Source organism: Nostoc sp. DedSLP04 (genome assembly GCF_034530775.1).
Lineage (GTDB): Bacteria > Cyanobacteriota > Cyanobacteriia > Cyanobacteriales > Nostocaceae > Nostoc.
In genome coordinates this window covers 75,609-89,856 of the sequence record NZ_JAVRCL010000015.1, presented here as the reverse complement: position 1 = coordinate 89,856, position 14,248 = coordinate 75,609, and the positions used below count along the sequence as shown (strand labels likewise).

11 protein-coding genes are annotated in these 14,248 nt (G+C 41.7%); 7 read left to right on the top strand and 4 right to left on the bottom strand.

The annotated features are described in order from the left end of the window. Positions 1-74: 74 nt before the first annotated feature. Positions 75-515 carry a thermonuclease family protein gene (locus RMX89_RS11550; protein ID WP_322689032.1) on the top strand — a complete coding sequence of 147 codons (441 nt, stop codon included), beginning with the start codon at positions 75-77 and terminating at the stop codon, positions 513-515. A 323-nt stretch (positions 516-838) separates the two neighbouring features. Here RMX89_RS11550 and RMX89_RS11545 read toward each other — a convergent pair whose 3' ends face one another. Next, entirely contained in the window at positions 839-1,897 is a 1,059-nt protein-coding gene (locus RMX89_RS11545) for a low specificity L-threonine aldolase (RefSeq protein WP_322689031.1), read from the bottom strand. A 674-nt stretch (positions 1,898-2,571) separates the two neighbouring features. Between RMX89_RS11545 and RMX89_RS11540 the strand changes: the two genes are divergently transcribed. Together RMX89_RS11540 and RMX89_RS11535 are read left to right on the top strand one after the other, a co-directional pair. Further along, entirely contained in the window at positions 2,572-3,354 is a 783-nt protein-coding gene (locus tag RMX89_RS11540; protein WP_322671926.1) for an ABC transporter ATP-binding protein, read from the top strand. A 94-nt stretch (positions 3,355-3,448) separates the two neighbouring features. After that, positions 3,449-4,963 carry an MlaD family protein gene (locus tag RMX89_RS11535; RefSeq protein WP_322689030.1) on the top strand — a complete coding sequence of 505 codons (1,515 nt, stop codon included), beginning with the start codon at positions 3,449-3,451 and terminating at the stop codon, positions 4,961-4,963. A gap of 369 nt (positions 4,964-5,332) precedes the next feature. Here RMX89_RS11535 and RMX89_RS11530 read toward each other — a convergent pair whose 3' ends face one another. Then, on the bottom strand, positions 5,333-6,295 hold the full coding sequence (locus RMX89_RS11530) for a hypothetical protein (RefSeq protein ID WP_322689029.1): 963 nt from the start codon (positions 6,293-6,295) through the stop codon (positions 5,333-5,335). Between the two features lie 722 nt (positions 6,296-7,017). On the opposite strand from RMX89_RS11530, the gene RMX89_RS11525 reads away from it, so the two are divergent. Continuing rightward, positions 7,018-7,872, top strand: coding sequence for a neutral zinc metallopeptidase (locus tag RMX89_RS11525; protein ID WP_322689028.1), 855 nt, complete (start codon positions 7,018-7,020; stop codon positions 7,870-7,872). A 97-nt stretch (positions 7,873-7,969) separates the two neighbouring features. Continuing rightward, positions 7,970-8,164: a hypothetical protein gene (locus tag RMX89_RS11520; protein WP_322689027.1), complete on the top strand. Its 195-nt coding sequence runs from the start codon at positions 7,970-7,972 to the stop codon at positions 8,162-8,164. Here the strand turns inward: RMX89_RS11520 and RMX89_RS11515 are convergent, their stop codons facing one another. Beyond that, positions 8,165-8,461, bottom strand: coding sequence for a DUF3288 family protein (locus RMX89_RS11515; protein WP_094353136.1), 297 nt, complete (start codon positions 8,459-8,461; stop codon positions 8,165-8,167). A 307-nt stretch (positions 8,462-8,768) separates the two neighbouring features. On the opposite strand from RMX89_RS11515, the gene RMX89_RS11510 reads away from it, so the two are divergent. After that, a complete protein-coding gene (locus RMX89_RS11510) occupies positions 8,769-11,222 on the top strand; it encodes an ATP-dependent Clp protease ATP-binding subunit (RefSeq protein WP_322689054.1) in 2,454 nt (817 codons plus the stop codon). A 334-nt stretch (positions 11,223-11,556) separates the two neighbouring features. On the opposite strand, the gene RMX89_RS11505 is transcribed toward RMX89_RS11510, so the two are convergent. After that, a complete protein-coding gene (locus tag RMX89_RS11505) occupies positions 11,557-13,062 on the bottom strand; it encodes a DUF3131 domain-containing protein (RefSeq protein WP_322689026.1) in 1,506 nt (501 codons plus the stop codon). A gap of 149 nt (positions 13,063-13,211) precedes the next feature. On the opposite strand from RMX89_RS11505, the gene RMX89_RS11500 reads away from it, so the two are divergent. After that, the gene (locus tag RMX89_RS11500) at positions 13,212-13,787 is read left to right on the top strand and encodes a TIGR04376 family protein (RefSeq protein ID WP_322689025.1); all 576 of its coding nucleotides are present in this window, start codon (positions 13,212-13,214) and stop codon (positions 13,785-13,787) included. Positions 13,788-14,248: the final 461 nt, after the last annotated feature.

Below are 14,248 nucleotides of genomic sequence, written 5' to 3'. Positions count from 1 at the left end.
TTGTGAGCTAAATCACACTAGTAACCTAAGCACCGAAATAAAATTCTATTTGTGCATAAAATATTATATATAAAATGATGGAATTACTGCAACTAATGTTAGTGCTAGGTACAGTAGTTGGTGTTACAGACGGAAACACTATTTTGGTTAAAGATAATGCAGGACAAACAACTATAGTCAAGTTAGCGTGTATTAATGTACCAGAGGCAACTGACAAGCGCTATGGTTTAGCAGCAACACAAAAGTTAAAACAGCTATTACCACTTCAAACTCCTGTCGTAATTAGAAGTACAGAACAACTAAAAAGTGGTCGTCCAGCGGGTGAAGTGTTTGTAGATAATCGGTCAGTAAATCTCCTTTTGGTAGAGTCAGGTAATGCCGTCGTTGACCAAGAATCTTTGCAAAATTGCTATGAGACCAAAACCCAATTTTTAATTGCAGAAGCTAATGCTAAAAATAAGCATTTGGGTTTGTGGCAACAATCAAAATTACAGTTGAAGTTACATACCAAGTAAGCGCTGACATTATCAGTTATGATAACCTGTAGCAATTTGAGGACAATACAGTTCAGAATGTGCAACAAAACCCTAATGTAGAGACGCAATGAATCGCGTCTTGAAAAAGCAATAATCTACACCAATAACCCTTAACTGAAATAGTATTGAATTTTAGAATTATTGTATTTGTTTCATTATTTGAGATTTTCCATATTTAATTTTTGTCAAGAAGTAATATCATGCTCGCTTGATTACTTATAAAATTTGTTGCAAATTTACTTTTGCAACAAATTGGGGAAAGATTAAAGGCTAAGGGGAAATTAATTTTATCCCTTTCCTCTTTAACCCTTCCCCTTTCCCCGATTTCTTGTTGCGTTTTTAATATCACCAATCAACTCATCAATCCTTGATTGAGTAGTGTTCCAAGAACACATAAAACGTACTCCTCCCACACCAATAAATGTATAAAACTGCCAGTTCTTGGCTTTTAAGCTGTGAATGACTTCTTCAGGTAATTTTACAAATACGGCGTTGGCTTCTCTAGGAAACATCAAGTCAACATCTTCTATATTTAATAGTTGATTTTCTAAGTATTCAGCACATTGATTGGCATGTCTAGCATTTTTTAGCCAAGCACCAGTTTCTAATAAACCCAACCAAGGAGCCGAAATAAATCGCATTTTTGAAGCTAGCTGGCCTGCTTGCTTGCATCGATAATCAAAATCTTCTGCTAGCGCTTTATTGAAGAAAAGAATGGCTTCACCTAATGCCATTCCATTCTTGGTACCACAAAAACACAATACATCTACTCCAGTTTTCCAAGTAATTTCAGCAGGACTTTTATTCATAGCGGCAACTGCATTAGCAAAACGAGCGCCATCCATGTGAAGTTTTAAGTTATACTTGTTTGCAACTTTTTTAATATTTAAAAGTTCTTCAATAGAATATAAAGTTCCTAATTCAGTTGATTGCGTAATACTAATAACTTTAGGTTTGGGATAATGAATGTCAGTACGTCTGGTGACAATTGACTCTATAGACTCTGATGTCAATTTGCCATTTTTACCGTGAGCAAGTAACAATTTAGAACCATTAGATGCAAATTCCGGTGCGCCACATTCATCTGTTTCTATATGAGATGTCTCATGGCAAATGACGCTATGATATGACTGGCAAAGAGTAGCTAAAGATAAAGAATTTGCGGCTGTACCGTTAAAGGTAAAAAATACTTCACAATCAATTTCAAAGAGTTCCCGAAAATAATCTGTTGCTTTTTGAGTCCATTCATCATTTCCATAAGCTGGAACACTACCTTGATTTGCCCTAATCATATATTCCAGTGCTTCAGGACAAATACCAGAGGAATTATCACTTGCAAACTGTTCTAATTGGCTACTCATAATTTTGATTTTTAACTAATTATTACAATTTTAGTAAATAATTTTTGACTTTGCCAAATCCATTGGTGAGTAACACTATTAATCTTTCCAATTATTTAATAATTCTGCTAAGTACAATAACTTTGGATAGCAGGAAGCTCATTTTTTGATAACCATAGTTCATAATTAATGAAAAACAAGGTTTGTGACTTATATAAAAAATAGCAAGTCTGAACCTTTTGATTTTCACAACTTAAATTTGATTTTTATATTTTGTATCAACCTGAATCGTTATAAAGTTAAGTAAAATATTAATAATATATAAATGACTTTGCTGATGTCTACAGAAAACTGAAATCTTTTTTTCACATCACTGAGATGTTTAATTACTACGGTGTCTTCCTCAGCCTTGCATTGAGGGTATTTTGAGACGATAAACATCCTCAGTAACTAAATATTATGCTAAAAAAATAAAGTTGACTCTAATCAGAATGCTAATTATGTACTTATAATACACTATACAATGTCCTACCAATCACCATCAAATCACTATTGGGCATATTTGTCCTTTGTTAGTTCTCAGTAGTCATTTGTTTATTTTCTACTGACTAATGACCAACGATCGATGACCAATACTTCGGCTTACCTCGGCTCCGCTCGGCACGAGTCGCTCAGTACAAGTGACTAAATAACTAATGACTGAACCATTGATTGAACTGAAAGGTGTTTCTAAGTCCTTTGGTAGCCATAAAGTTCTAGATAATGTAGACTTGACCATTTACCGGGGAGAAGCACTGGGTATTATTGGGCCATCAGGGACTGGAAAATCAACTATCTTACGAGTAATAGCGGGGTTACTTAGTCCTGATGAAGGAGAAATTTATGTGCAAGGAGTGCGGCGAGAGGGTTTGATTGAGGATGGCGGCCAGCAAATTGGCATTGGTATGGTGTTTCAGCAGGCGGCCCTATTCGATTCGCTGACAGTGGAAGAGAATGTGGGATTTTTACTTTATCAAAATTCAAAGCTGCGGCGATCGCGCATCCGAGATTTGGTAAACGAAAAATTGGAGATGGTAGGTTTGCCAGAAATAGGCGACCTCTACCCAGCCGAACTTTCCGGGGGAATGCGCAAACGGGTAAGTTTTGCCCGTGCGATTATGTCTAACCCTGATAATCCCAATGAAGGGCCAGAAGTTCTACTATACGACGAACCAACAGCTGGACTCGATCCCATTGCCTCGACAGTCATCGAAGATTTAATCCGTTACTTGCAATGTTTACATGGAGTTTGTAGTACTTATGCTGTTGTTACCCACCAAGACAGCACTATCCGCCGTACATCTGATAGACTTATATTTCTCTATGAAGGTAAAGTGCAGTGGCAAGGTACAGTTAGTGAAATATACAACACAGAAGATCCCTTGATCAGACAATTTATCAGTGGAAGTGTTCAAGGCCCGATTAAAGTCGCCGGCTAGAAACTTAAAAGCCAGGAGTAAAAAGTTAAATTTAACTACTAACTCCTAACTTTTAACTCCTAATTGGTTATTGGTTGTTGGTGGAGGCAAAAAAATGCGAGGTCTTATGACAAGTCGCTTCGCGTCTGGGCGAACATTTAGAGAAGGTTCTGTGGGGTTATTACTCCTGCTAGGACTAGGGGTATTTGGATTACTCTTTCTGTGGTTAAATAGATTCACTGCTGCTGGCCGTTCATACAAAATTATTGTAGAATTTGCCAACGCTGGCGGAATGCAAAAGGGAGCAGCAGTTCGCTATCGTGGCGTTAAGGTAGGAACTATTTCTCAGGTTCGACCAGGGGCAAATGCTATTGATGTAGTGATTGAAATTGCCCAAACTGACTTAATTATCCCCCGTAATGTAGTGGTGGAAGCTAATCAAAGCGGATTAATTAGCGAAAGTATTATTGACATTACACCAAGAACAACCTTACCTCCTGGGGCTGTACTTGCTAAACCCCTAGATAAAAGTTGTGATACCAGTCTCATAGTCTGTAATGGCTCTCGGTTAAAAGGTCAGGTTGGCATTAGTGTTGATGCACTAATTCGCAGTTCAACTGAGCTAGCTGGTGCATACAACGATCCAAAATTTTATAGAAATGTCAATAGGGTTCTAGAAACTACCACAGGCGCAGCATCCAGTTTTACTGAGCTAAGTCAGGATTTACAAAGTTTGACCAAAAGCTTACAACTACAACTTAATACCTTTTCTGCTACGGCTAATTCAGTGCAACGGGCGACAAACCAACTTAATGCATCCGCAAATCAAACAGTAAATAAATTCGGTGCAACTGCAACTCAAGCAAATCGATTGCTGAACAATCTGGATAATTTGGTGACAACAAATCGGTCAACACTGGTTGGTGCGTTGAACAATATCACCGAAACCAGCAACCAATTGCGTGTTACAGTCAGTAGCTTATCACCAGCTGTCAATCGATTGACTCAAGGACAATTACTCAACAATTTAGAAACGCTTTCAGCAAATGCAGCCCAAGCCTCAGCTAATTTACGTGATGCTTCTAAATCCTTAAACGATCCAAAGAATGCGGTGTTGCTGCAACAAACTTTAGATTCAGCACGAGTAACCTTTGAAAATACCCAAAAAATTACATCTGATTTAGATGAATTGACAGGCGATCCCAATTTCCGTAAAAATCTGCGGCAATTGGTGAATGGTTTAAGTGGTTTAGTATCTTCTACACAACAGATGCAGCAACAAGTGCAGGTTGCTACTACTCTAGATTCGGTAAAAGCTGCTGTGAGCAAACCAAAGAATCTAATTCCTACCCCAGCACCAACCCAAGAGGCTATGTTTAATGACAAGTCGCTACCAGTCTACGAAAATAATCCTTCAGCGGCTAATTTTGCAAGTACCGACACCGACCTTCAACCAAGTCCTAGTCCGTCTATCCCGAACTCATCCCAAGAAAACCTTTTGAAGCAGCTACGGGAGTACGGCAAGCAACGAGAGCAACTGGAGACGGGGAAAGAGGCAATACAGGTTGACCCTTCGGCTTCGCTCACTGCTGACCCTGAGCAAAGCCAAACTGTTGAAAATTTTAAGTAAGATATTTTACTGTCAGGTGAATGTATTGAAGCTCATCGACACCACTCGCCATAACCTTGAAAACCGTATAATTTTGTTGACTGGTGTCGATTCTTTGCACAGTAGAGTTTTCAGGCTGCAAAACCCATTGCTTATTGATACAGCAGATTTCAAGTTGGTGACCTACACAAGCTAAGTCTGTTACCCAGATATAAAGCGTGTTTTACTCCAATACGCTTGGGTTAAGGGTTATTGGTGTCGAATTCTGGACTGTATTGTGTTTTACTCCTGAATTCTGTTAGCAGTAGCGGGGCGTTTAGCCCATTCTGAATTCTGCTGTATCTTCCAAAACTTAAATAAGTTTGCTCCCTTTCATGACAGCAGCCGCTTTTAAGAGCGAATTAACATTGGGTCATAAATTTGAGACTCTTGAACCCCATAATTGCACAGAATAGACCTAGCTATATCTTGCTCGCGCTCTGTGCCACTAACGATAAGTATGTAATTGCCTTGCTCTATTTGCTCATTATAAAAGCGTGCCCACTCATCTGCTATTCCTAACCTCATAGCGTCAAAGCGTTCACTTAAATTAATGCCTGTTGGCACAACCAATTGAGAAAAGTCTTTGCAAATTAAGGAAATCTGGTTTACTGAAAAACCTGCGATACACATATCCTTAATTGCCGCTTCAGCATTCTCTATGCTATTAAAGCAACTAACACTATACTTAGACATCATCCCACTTTTATTAGGAATTGCAGTAGGAGAAGTCGTTGTGGTTAAAGAATTTGTAGTTTCAGATTCACTGTTGAAATGCTCGTAAATGCCAAACTCTTCAATACCCCAACGCTGTAGTATTTCTTGTACTTTAGCAATTTCAAAAGATGTACAATCCACGATTATTAAATAGTGCCCCTCCTCTACTCGCTCGTTATATGCTCTAGCTTGCTCTGACGACATTCCCCAACCAACTAATGCACCAGCAAAAGTCCCAGTGGCAGCACCAATACTTGCGCCAACAAGGGTTGTAACCAAAGCAGTTGCTGCCGCCCCAGCCAGCATTATTGGGCCAACTCCAGGGATTGCTAAAGTCCCAAGACCCACTAATAAACCAGTTAACCCACCAACAGCGCCTCCTGAAAGCCCTCCTACTGTTGCACCTTCGTCAGCTTTATCACCAGTGTCCTCTTTAACTTTATTATCGGCAATCTCATGATTGCGATCTGAATTTTGTACAAGTATAGATACTTTCTCCATTGCCAAGCCAGAAGCTCTCAACTCATGTATTGCCTGTTCTGCATCTATCCGATGAGTAAATACGCCTACAGCACGTTGATATTGACTTAAAACCATAATTACTCCTTGGTCGCAGGGGAAAGATTAATCGCTGACAAAGTTGATTCTTCAGTACTTGTTATCTTAAATACGAGTTGGTTCAATTCAAAACTATCCTTAGTAATAAAATACATTCTCTCGCTCATGAGGTAGGCAATAACACCTTCAACGGTGCAAGTCAAAAAATGAATACACCAAGATGGAAAGACCCTTAACTGATGCGAAATTATTATTAGTGAGTGACACGGCAATACGGTTCGGATAAGCATTTTTCACTTTCCCTTTGGTCTGGGGAATGGGTTTGCGGGTAAAGGGGAAAGGATGTATTCAAAACCTTTCCCCTTTACCCTTTCACCTTTAACCGAACTGTATTGAGTGACACAGGACAGCCTCAACTACATGTGTATATCCAACGCAGACATAACTAGATTTCCCTGTGTTGATATCTTAAATTCTCACAGCTTGGTCATGGGATGCAAATTAAGTCTTTGAAATTTTGCTTCCGTCCTGACTGTGGTTTTCCCTATAAAAAGTCCAGGAATTCTGTGTGATTTGATGGGCAACCTATTTAACAAAACCTTCCTAAAGGCTGACTGTCCTTTATTTATAGTTTGTCCGTAGGCAGAAGAGATTGATACATAGAATAAGTAATATTCATTATGTATAGCTAAAAGGCTTGTGTAGATTTCATCCTACCTAGTTCAAGCCGTATTTTTTTATGAATTTGGTAAGCAGTAATTATGCGTTGGCAAATAGGTCGTCGGAGTACAAATGTTGAAGATCGGCGTGGGATGAAGATTTCCGCTCCTGTCGTCGGTGGGGGCGTAGGAGCAGCACTCATATCGCTACTGGTTTTACTATTGGGTGGCGATCCTAGTGCCCTTTGGCAAGAAGATTCCCCACCAAATGATAGCCCGGTAGCTGAGTCACCTCAAACAACAGGATCTCAAACTCAAGATCAAATGGCGGATTTTGTATCTGTTGTACTGGCTGATACAGAAGATACATGGAGTGAGTTGTTTCGGCAAGATGGAAAAAGTTATGTAGAACCAAAGTTAGTTCTTTACTCAGGAGCGGTAGAATCTGCTTGTGGATTTGCACGTTCAGCAGTTGGGCCGTTTTATTGTCCGCGCGATCAAAAAGTGTATATTGACTTGAGTTTTTACCGCGATTTGAAGACTCAATATCAGGCACCTGGAGATTTTGCTCAAGCATACGTGATTGCTCATGAAATTGGGCATCATGTCCAAAATTTACTGGGGATTTCGCAGCAAGTTAGAGGTTTGCAGAACCAAGCGAGTCAGACACAAGCAAATCAGCTTTCTGTGCGATTAGAATTACAAGCAGACTGTTTTGCAGGCGTTTGGGCAAATCATGCTCAACGCTCACGGCAAATTCTGGAAACAGGTGATATTGAAGAAGCATTGACCGCAGCTAGCAGTATTGGAGATGACCGCTTGCAAAAACAAGCTAAAGGCTATGCTGTGCCAGAATCTTTTACACATGGTAGTTCAGCCCAAAGGGTTCGTTGGTTTAAACAAGGTATCCAAACGGGCGATCCTCAGAAATGTAATACTTTTGCCAGGACAAATTAAATTCTTAACATAGAGCAGAATTCAGAATGGGCTAAACGCCCCGCTACCGCTAACAGAATTCAGGAGTAAAATACGCTTTATATTTGGGTAAACAAACTTGAAATCTGCTGTATTTCAAGTTTTACGATTCTCTGGCATATCGAGTTTTATTGGCAAAACTTTTGCGATCCAGGAGCAGATATTGAGGAAGCGATCGCCAGAATCGATTTTGCCTAAACTCATCTGGTTCTGGAAACGAGATAGCGATCGCAAAATTCCCAATGCCCAATTCCCAATGCCCAATTCCCCATAACTAATTCCAATCCTGTTCGTCTTTCTTGCCACGGCTTTTGTAAATTCCCCCCAAATCGTGAATTTGACGAGTTTTCTCAAAAAGCTCGGCTTCGGTTAAACCCCACTGCTGCAAGACTTTATCTAGGTCTTTTTGAATGTCTCTCGCCCCTGGAAACCCTTGATAACGCATTCGCAGCCTAGCCAATTCTGCTAAGTTATAGTCTGTTGCCTCTTGAGCGAGTAAAATATCAATAAGGGGGCGATCGCGGTTATAAAGTGGATGTTGTTGGTCTTTCCCGGCCGTTGCTTCAGTCATTGTCAGTCCTGAGTTTAGAGTGCTAAGTCCTGAATTTTAAGTTTAGCTGACAGTGGAAAACAGAACAGACAAAAGAAAATTGTCAAATACCGAAAGTTTAACTGTCAACTTTGCAACTTCTGACTTTCCCCGTACTACACTCAGCACTCCTACTCGACGGCAAGTACACCTGATGTCTTACGGCTCTCACCACTGCCACTTAACTTTAAATAAAGTTACATTGTTCTTAAGAAAATACAAAAAACTTTAGATGAGGGTGAATTTTATCTCACCCAAAGTCCAAGCAGCGAGGGAGCAAGAACCCATTATGTTTGAACACTTCACTTCCGAAGCCATTAGAGTAATTATGTTAGCTCAGGAGGAAGCCCGTCGCCTGGGACACAACTTTGTAGGAACAGAACAAATTCTCCTGGGTTTGATGGGAGAAGGAACTGGGGTTGCTGCTAAAGTGCTGGCTGAATTAGGCGTTACCCTCAAAGATGCACGTCGCGAGGTAGAAAAAATTATTGGTAGGGGTTCTGGCTTTGTACCACCAGAAATTCCTTTTACTCCTAAAGTAAAAAGCCTCTTCGAGCAATCGTTTAAAGAAGCTCATAGTTTGGGACAGAATTACATCAATACTGAACACTTACTCTTAGGATTAACCGAGGCTGGTGAAGGTGTCGCCGCCAAAGTATTACAAAATCTAGGGGTTGACTTCAAGAGTGTCCGCACTGCCATAGTTCGCCGTTTGGGTGAAAATGCACCAGCTTTTGCTGGTAGTGGTAATCAGAAGCGCACCCAACCGCTAACAATGGAAGAGTTTGGCAGAAATTTGACCAAATTAGCCCAAGAAGGCAGACTTGACCCCGTAGTTGGTCGCCAGAAGGAAATTGAGCGGGCGATCCAAATTCTCGGTCGCCGCACCAAGAATAACCCAGTGTTGATTGGGGAACCAGGAGTTGGTAAAACTGCGATCGCAGAAGGTCTAGCTCAACGTATTATCAATCAGGATGTTCCTGAAAGCTTACAAGACAAGCAAGTTATCAGCCTCGATATGGGGTCATTGGTAGCTGGAACTCGCTTCCGTGGCGATTTTGAAGAACGCATCAAAAAAGTTGTGGAAGAAGTCCGCACTGTGGGCAATATCATCCTAGTGATTGATGAAATTCACACCTTGGTTGGCGCTGGTGGTACAGAAGGTGGCTTGGATGCAGCCAACATCCTTAAACCTGCCTTAGCACGGGGTGAACTCCAGTGCATCGGCGCAACTACCCTTGATGAGTATCGGAAGCATATTGAGCGTGATGCTGCCCTAGAGCGTCGTTTCCAACCGATTCAGGTCGGGGAACCATCGGTAGAGGAAACCGTACAAATTCTCTACGGCTTGCGCGGTGCTTATGAACAACACCACAAAGTCACAATTTTGGATTCAGCACTTGTGGCCGCCGCAGAATTATCAGACCGCTATATTAGCGATCGCTTCTTGCCAGATAAGGCAATAGATTTGATTGATGAAGCTGGTTCTCGCGTTCGTTTGCGGAACTCCCAAAGTTCTCCCAATAAAGAACTTAAGCGCGAACTCGCTGGCGTCACCAAAGAAAAAGAAGCAGCAGTCAGAGTCCAAGATTTTGACAAAGCTACACAACTGCGCGACCAAGAGTTAAAACTCGCAGAACAACTGCAAGCAACGTTTACATCAAACGAGCAACCTGTCAACTCGACTGTAGTTGACGAAGAAGACATTGCTCAAATTGTTGCCTCTTGGACTGGCGTACCAGTCAACAAACTCACTGAATCTGAGTCAGAGTTGCTCTTGCATTTAGAAGACACTCTGCATCAGCGACTCATCGGCCAAGAGCAAGCAGTTACGGCTGTATCTCGCGGTATCCGTCGCGCCCGCGTCGGCTTGAAAAATCCCAATCGTCCCATTGCTAGCTTTATCTTCTCTGGCCCCACTGGCGTTGGGAAAACAGAATTGGCGAAGGCATTAGCTGCCTACTTCTTCGGTGCGGAAGACTCCATGATTCGCCTAGATATGTCCGAATACATGGAAAGCCACACCGTTGCCAAGCTAATTGGTTCGCCTCCTGGTTATGTCGGATACGATGAAGGCGGACAGCTTACAGAAGCCGTGCGGCGGAAACCTTACTCAGTGTTGCTATTCGACGAAATCGAAAAAGCACACCCCGATGTATTCAATATGCTGCTGCAACTCTTGGATGACGGTCAACTTACTGATTCCAAAGGTCGGAAAGTGGACTTCAAGAACACGCTGATCATTTTGACTTCCAACATCGGTTCCAAGGTGATTGAAAAAGGCGGTAGTGGTTTAGGCTTTGACTTCGACACTCAAGCCGACGCTAGTTATAACCGCATCCGCACCTTGGTAAATGAGGAATTGAAAGCTTACTTCCGTCCTGAGTTCCTCAACCGCCTTGATGAGATTATCGTCTTCACCCAGCTTTCCAAGGATGAAGTTAAGCAAATCGCCGAAATTATGCTCCGCGATGTTGCTAGCCGCTTGACAGAAAAGGGAATTATCCTAGAAGTTAGCGATCGCTTCAAAGAGCTTGTGGTACAAGAAGGTTATAATCCCAGCTACGGTGCTAGGCCATTACGTCGGGCAATTATGCGCCTCTTAGAAGATTCTCTCGCCGAAGCAATGCTATCTGGTGAAATTACAGATGGAGACACAGCCCTGATTGATGTTGATGATGACTCTCAAGTGAGAGTACAAAAATCAGAAAAACGAGAATTGCTCTTGGCAAATGTTGGCTAATTTTATACCCGATCGCTTTTTACTGTAATATTTGAGAAACACTCCAGCCTCTTGCGTAGAGCAGAGGCACAAACAGGGTCATCTCAGACAAACATCAAGTGAAATGGTATTATTTCTCACCCCTAGTAGAAATGCTAGGGGTTTTTTTCTGCGATTTATTTTGAGTGGGCAATACCCGTCTCCCACTGTAGCAAATAGAGGATTGAGGAGGAGTATGCTCGCGGACATGAAATAAGTTATACCAATTAAAAAAAAGAATGCGACAGATACATATTCCCAAACCTTTGTTCTGTCTACCTTTCCTAATTTTGAATGCGTGAATTTTGAATTGGTATTACGGTCTTTTTATAGTTTTCTCGGTTGACTTATGGCTCCTGACTCCTGCCCAAACAGTAAGTGGCTGCCCAACTTGCTTATAAAGTAAGCTTTCCAAAATTACACCATTATTGTTAGCGGTGAGAGTTTTATTCGGCTGGCGCAGAGACTCATAAAAGCCGTTGTACCAGCCATCTTGAGACTTAAGATTGCCTTGAACGAAATCAAATAACTGACGGGTATAAGCAGTGTTATAAAGCACATGCCAACCGATCGCAGCTTTGGCGCTGAGGAATCGCAAATTGTTGTGCTGTTCTCTAGTATCCGCGATGGTTGCCCAAGGTTCTCCGTTGACAAATAGGCTGCTGTAAACAAAGTATGGCGCGCGATCTAAGTTATCTTCGGTGACGGCGGTTAATTGTTTTGTCGCTTCATAACGCGCGGCTTGGGCAGCTAAAATCCGATCAGCATAAGCTTTAGGCAAAGCTTGAAACCCAGTTTCGATGCCATCCAAGATATAGGGTTCGCTAAGAACGTAGTTATTGGCTCCAGAGTTTTTATAGTCTCGTTTGTCATAAGGAATTCCTTGTCCGTAAAGATCGACAAAGGCAGTATGGGACTGATAATCTAAAGCTTTATTAACATTCAAACCCCAAAGCTTCAAACCATAAGCAGCATAATTCTCATAGCCCAAGCGACCTTCTTGATTGTATTGTTCTTTGCCTTTGATGACAGCAGTACCATACATTTGACCGTTTGTGGTCAGACGCTTGACTTGCCAGTGTTGCCAAACTGCTGCTGTTTGCGATCGCATTTCTGGATACTTTGCCTCGACAATCTTCAGCCAGATTGCCATTCTTCCTAAATCGATGGCTGACCAGCCAATTTCTTCCCGTTTATCTAGTTGACCATAATTAACAGGTACGAGAGTTTTCGCATTGTAAACCTTGTTGGGTAGTTCTCCTTTATACAAAGGCATTGACGCCAGTGTATTCAACATTTTGCTCATTTTGGCTTCAAATTCAGCCGCAGGCACAATATTGAGTTCTTTAGCACTAACTAAGGCTGCGATCGCTGCTGTCTGATCCCACATACTTATTGAGGCAAAGCCATCAACGGAATTGATCAAGCCGGTTTCATCGTTCCAGTTGCGCTGGAAGTATGACCAAGCTTGACGCGCCGTTGTCATTTCTTCTGGGGTTAATTTTCCAACTCCAGGAGCAACGTAGGGAATTATGGCTACTGTTAATTGATTCTTAGGAATCGGTTGACCTGGCAAAACTACGGATTTAGCATCAAGGCTGGCAACTATTTCAGCATCTTTGACACCAAAGACAGAGGGTTGGGGTTTCTCTGGTTGTAAAGCAGTTGGGGATGTTGATATTTCAGGTTTTTTTATAGAAGTATTGGAAAGTTGCTTAGACCAACCATTTAAAAGTGCGATCGCGATCGCAGCGGTAACGACTCCTCCTACAGTAGCTAGTATGGACAAGCTCTTAGGTGGTGGTTGAAAATCAGAACTCATACTGATTAAAGCCTTATTTTGTAAGTCAGGGTTATTTGCGTAGTTTCACCAAATACATTCTTCCCAACTTTGAAATCTAACTAACACCCAGAAGTGCACCTGACTACTACAATAAAATAGTCACGCACCCGATCTCTGGAGTTCTAGCAGTGGGATTATTTGATGATTTGAGTCGGTTTCTAGAAAACCGTTTAGAAGAATTCTTGCGTAACAATCCACATTTGGAGTTAGAGGCGCTGCTAGAACAGCTGCGTGAGCAAGAAGAAGACACATTAAAGTTAATCGCAGATTTAAAATTACAAGAGAAGCGATCGCAAGAAGAAATTCTTTCCACCGCGCAAGAAATTCAGCGTTGGCATATCCGCATTCAAAAAGCCAAAAACGCTAATAGAGAGGATTTGGCGGCGGCGGCGGGTGAGCGAGAAGCAGCCCTGTTGCGCGAAGGAAATCAGCGCTGGGGACACATGCAAGGGTTGAAAGAACGCATTAACCAATCTCAAGAATTACTGAAAAAAATTCAGCAACGGCGACAAGAAGTGCAAGCTAAAGCTGCCGAAGCACAAACAGCCCGTGCGAAAGCGCAAACCCAGCAGCGTTCAGAAAGCATTGGCTGGTCAAATCAAACTAGCACTTTTTCTAGTGGGTTTGATGACTTAGAAGAGAAGTTCCGTAGCTGGGAAACTCAGGATGAATTAGAACAAATGAAGCGGAATATGCAGAAGTAGCGCCTATTGGCTAAAATACGCCGAAATAACAAATGCGATCGCAAAAGTAACAAATGAGTTCGCAAAAGCAACAAATGCGATCGCCGAAATAGCAAATGCGATCGCCAAAGTAACAAATGAGTTCGCTAAAGTAACAAATGCGAACGCCGAAATAATAAATGAGTACGCTGAAATAGCAAATGAGTTCGCCGAAATAACAAATGAGTTCGCCGAAATAACAAATGAGTACTCCGAAATAACAAATGAGTACGCCAGAAATAGCTTACTCACTTGGTTTTTCGCGTCAGTTTTACCCCACCCTAACCCTCCCCTTGCAAAGGGGAGGGAACAAGATTTATTATTTCCCCCCTTGTAAAGGGGGGAAATAATATGATTAAAATTACAGCCATTTGACGACAAGAATTAGGGATTTTTAAAATAGTAGGATAGGTTCATTGCTGTTGCATTGGGCAAGTTGGGCA

What these genes read in the sequence shown, in the direction of transcription:
- RMX89_RS11540 (WP_322671926.1), top strand. Translation starts at nt 2,572, where the DNA reads ATGACTGAACCATTGATTGAACTGAAAGGTGTTTCTAAGTCCTTTGGT.
- RMX89_RS11545 (WP_322689031.1), bottom strand. Translation starts at nt 1,897, where the DNA reads ATGAGTAGCCAATTAGAACAGTTTGCAAGTGATAATTCCTCTGGTATT.
- RMX89_RS11525 (WP_322689028.1), top strand. Translation starts at nt 7,018, where the DNA reads ATGCGTTGGCAAATAGGTCGTCGGAGTACAAATGTTGAAGATCGGCGT.
- RMX89_RS11510 (WP_322689054.1), top strand. Translation starts at nt 8,769, where the DNA reads ATGTTTGAACACTTCACTTCCGAAGCCATTAGAGTAATTATGTTAGCT.
- RMX89_RS11530 (WP_322689029.1), bottom strand. Translation starts at nt 6,295, where the DNA reads ATGGTTTTAAGTCAATATCAACGTGCTGTAGGCGTATTTACTCATCGG.
- RMX89_RS11505 (WP_322689026.1), bottom strand. Translation starts at nt 13,062, where the DNA reads ATGAGTTCTGATTTTCAACCACCACCTAAGAGCTTGTCCATACTAGCT.
- RMX89_RS11535 (WP_322689030.1), top strand. Translation starts at nt 3,449, where the DNA reads ATGCGAGGTCTTATGACAAGTCGCTTCGCGTCTGGGCGAACATTTAGA.
- RMX89_RS11515 (WP_094353136.1), bottom strand. Translation starts at nt 8,461, where the DNA reads ATGACTGAAGCAACGGCCGGGAAAGACCAACAACATCCACTTTATAAC.
- RMX89_RS11550 (WP_322689032.1), top strand. Translation starts at nt 75, where the DNA reads ATGATGGAATTACTGCAACTAATGTTAGTGCTAGGTACAGTAGTTGGT.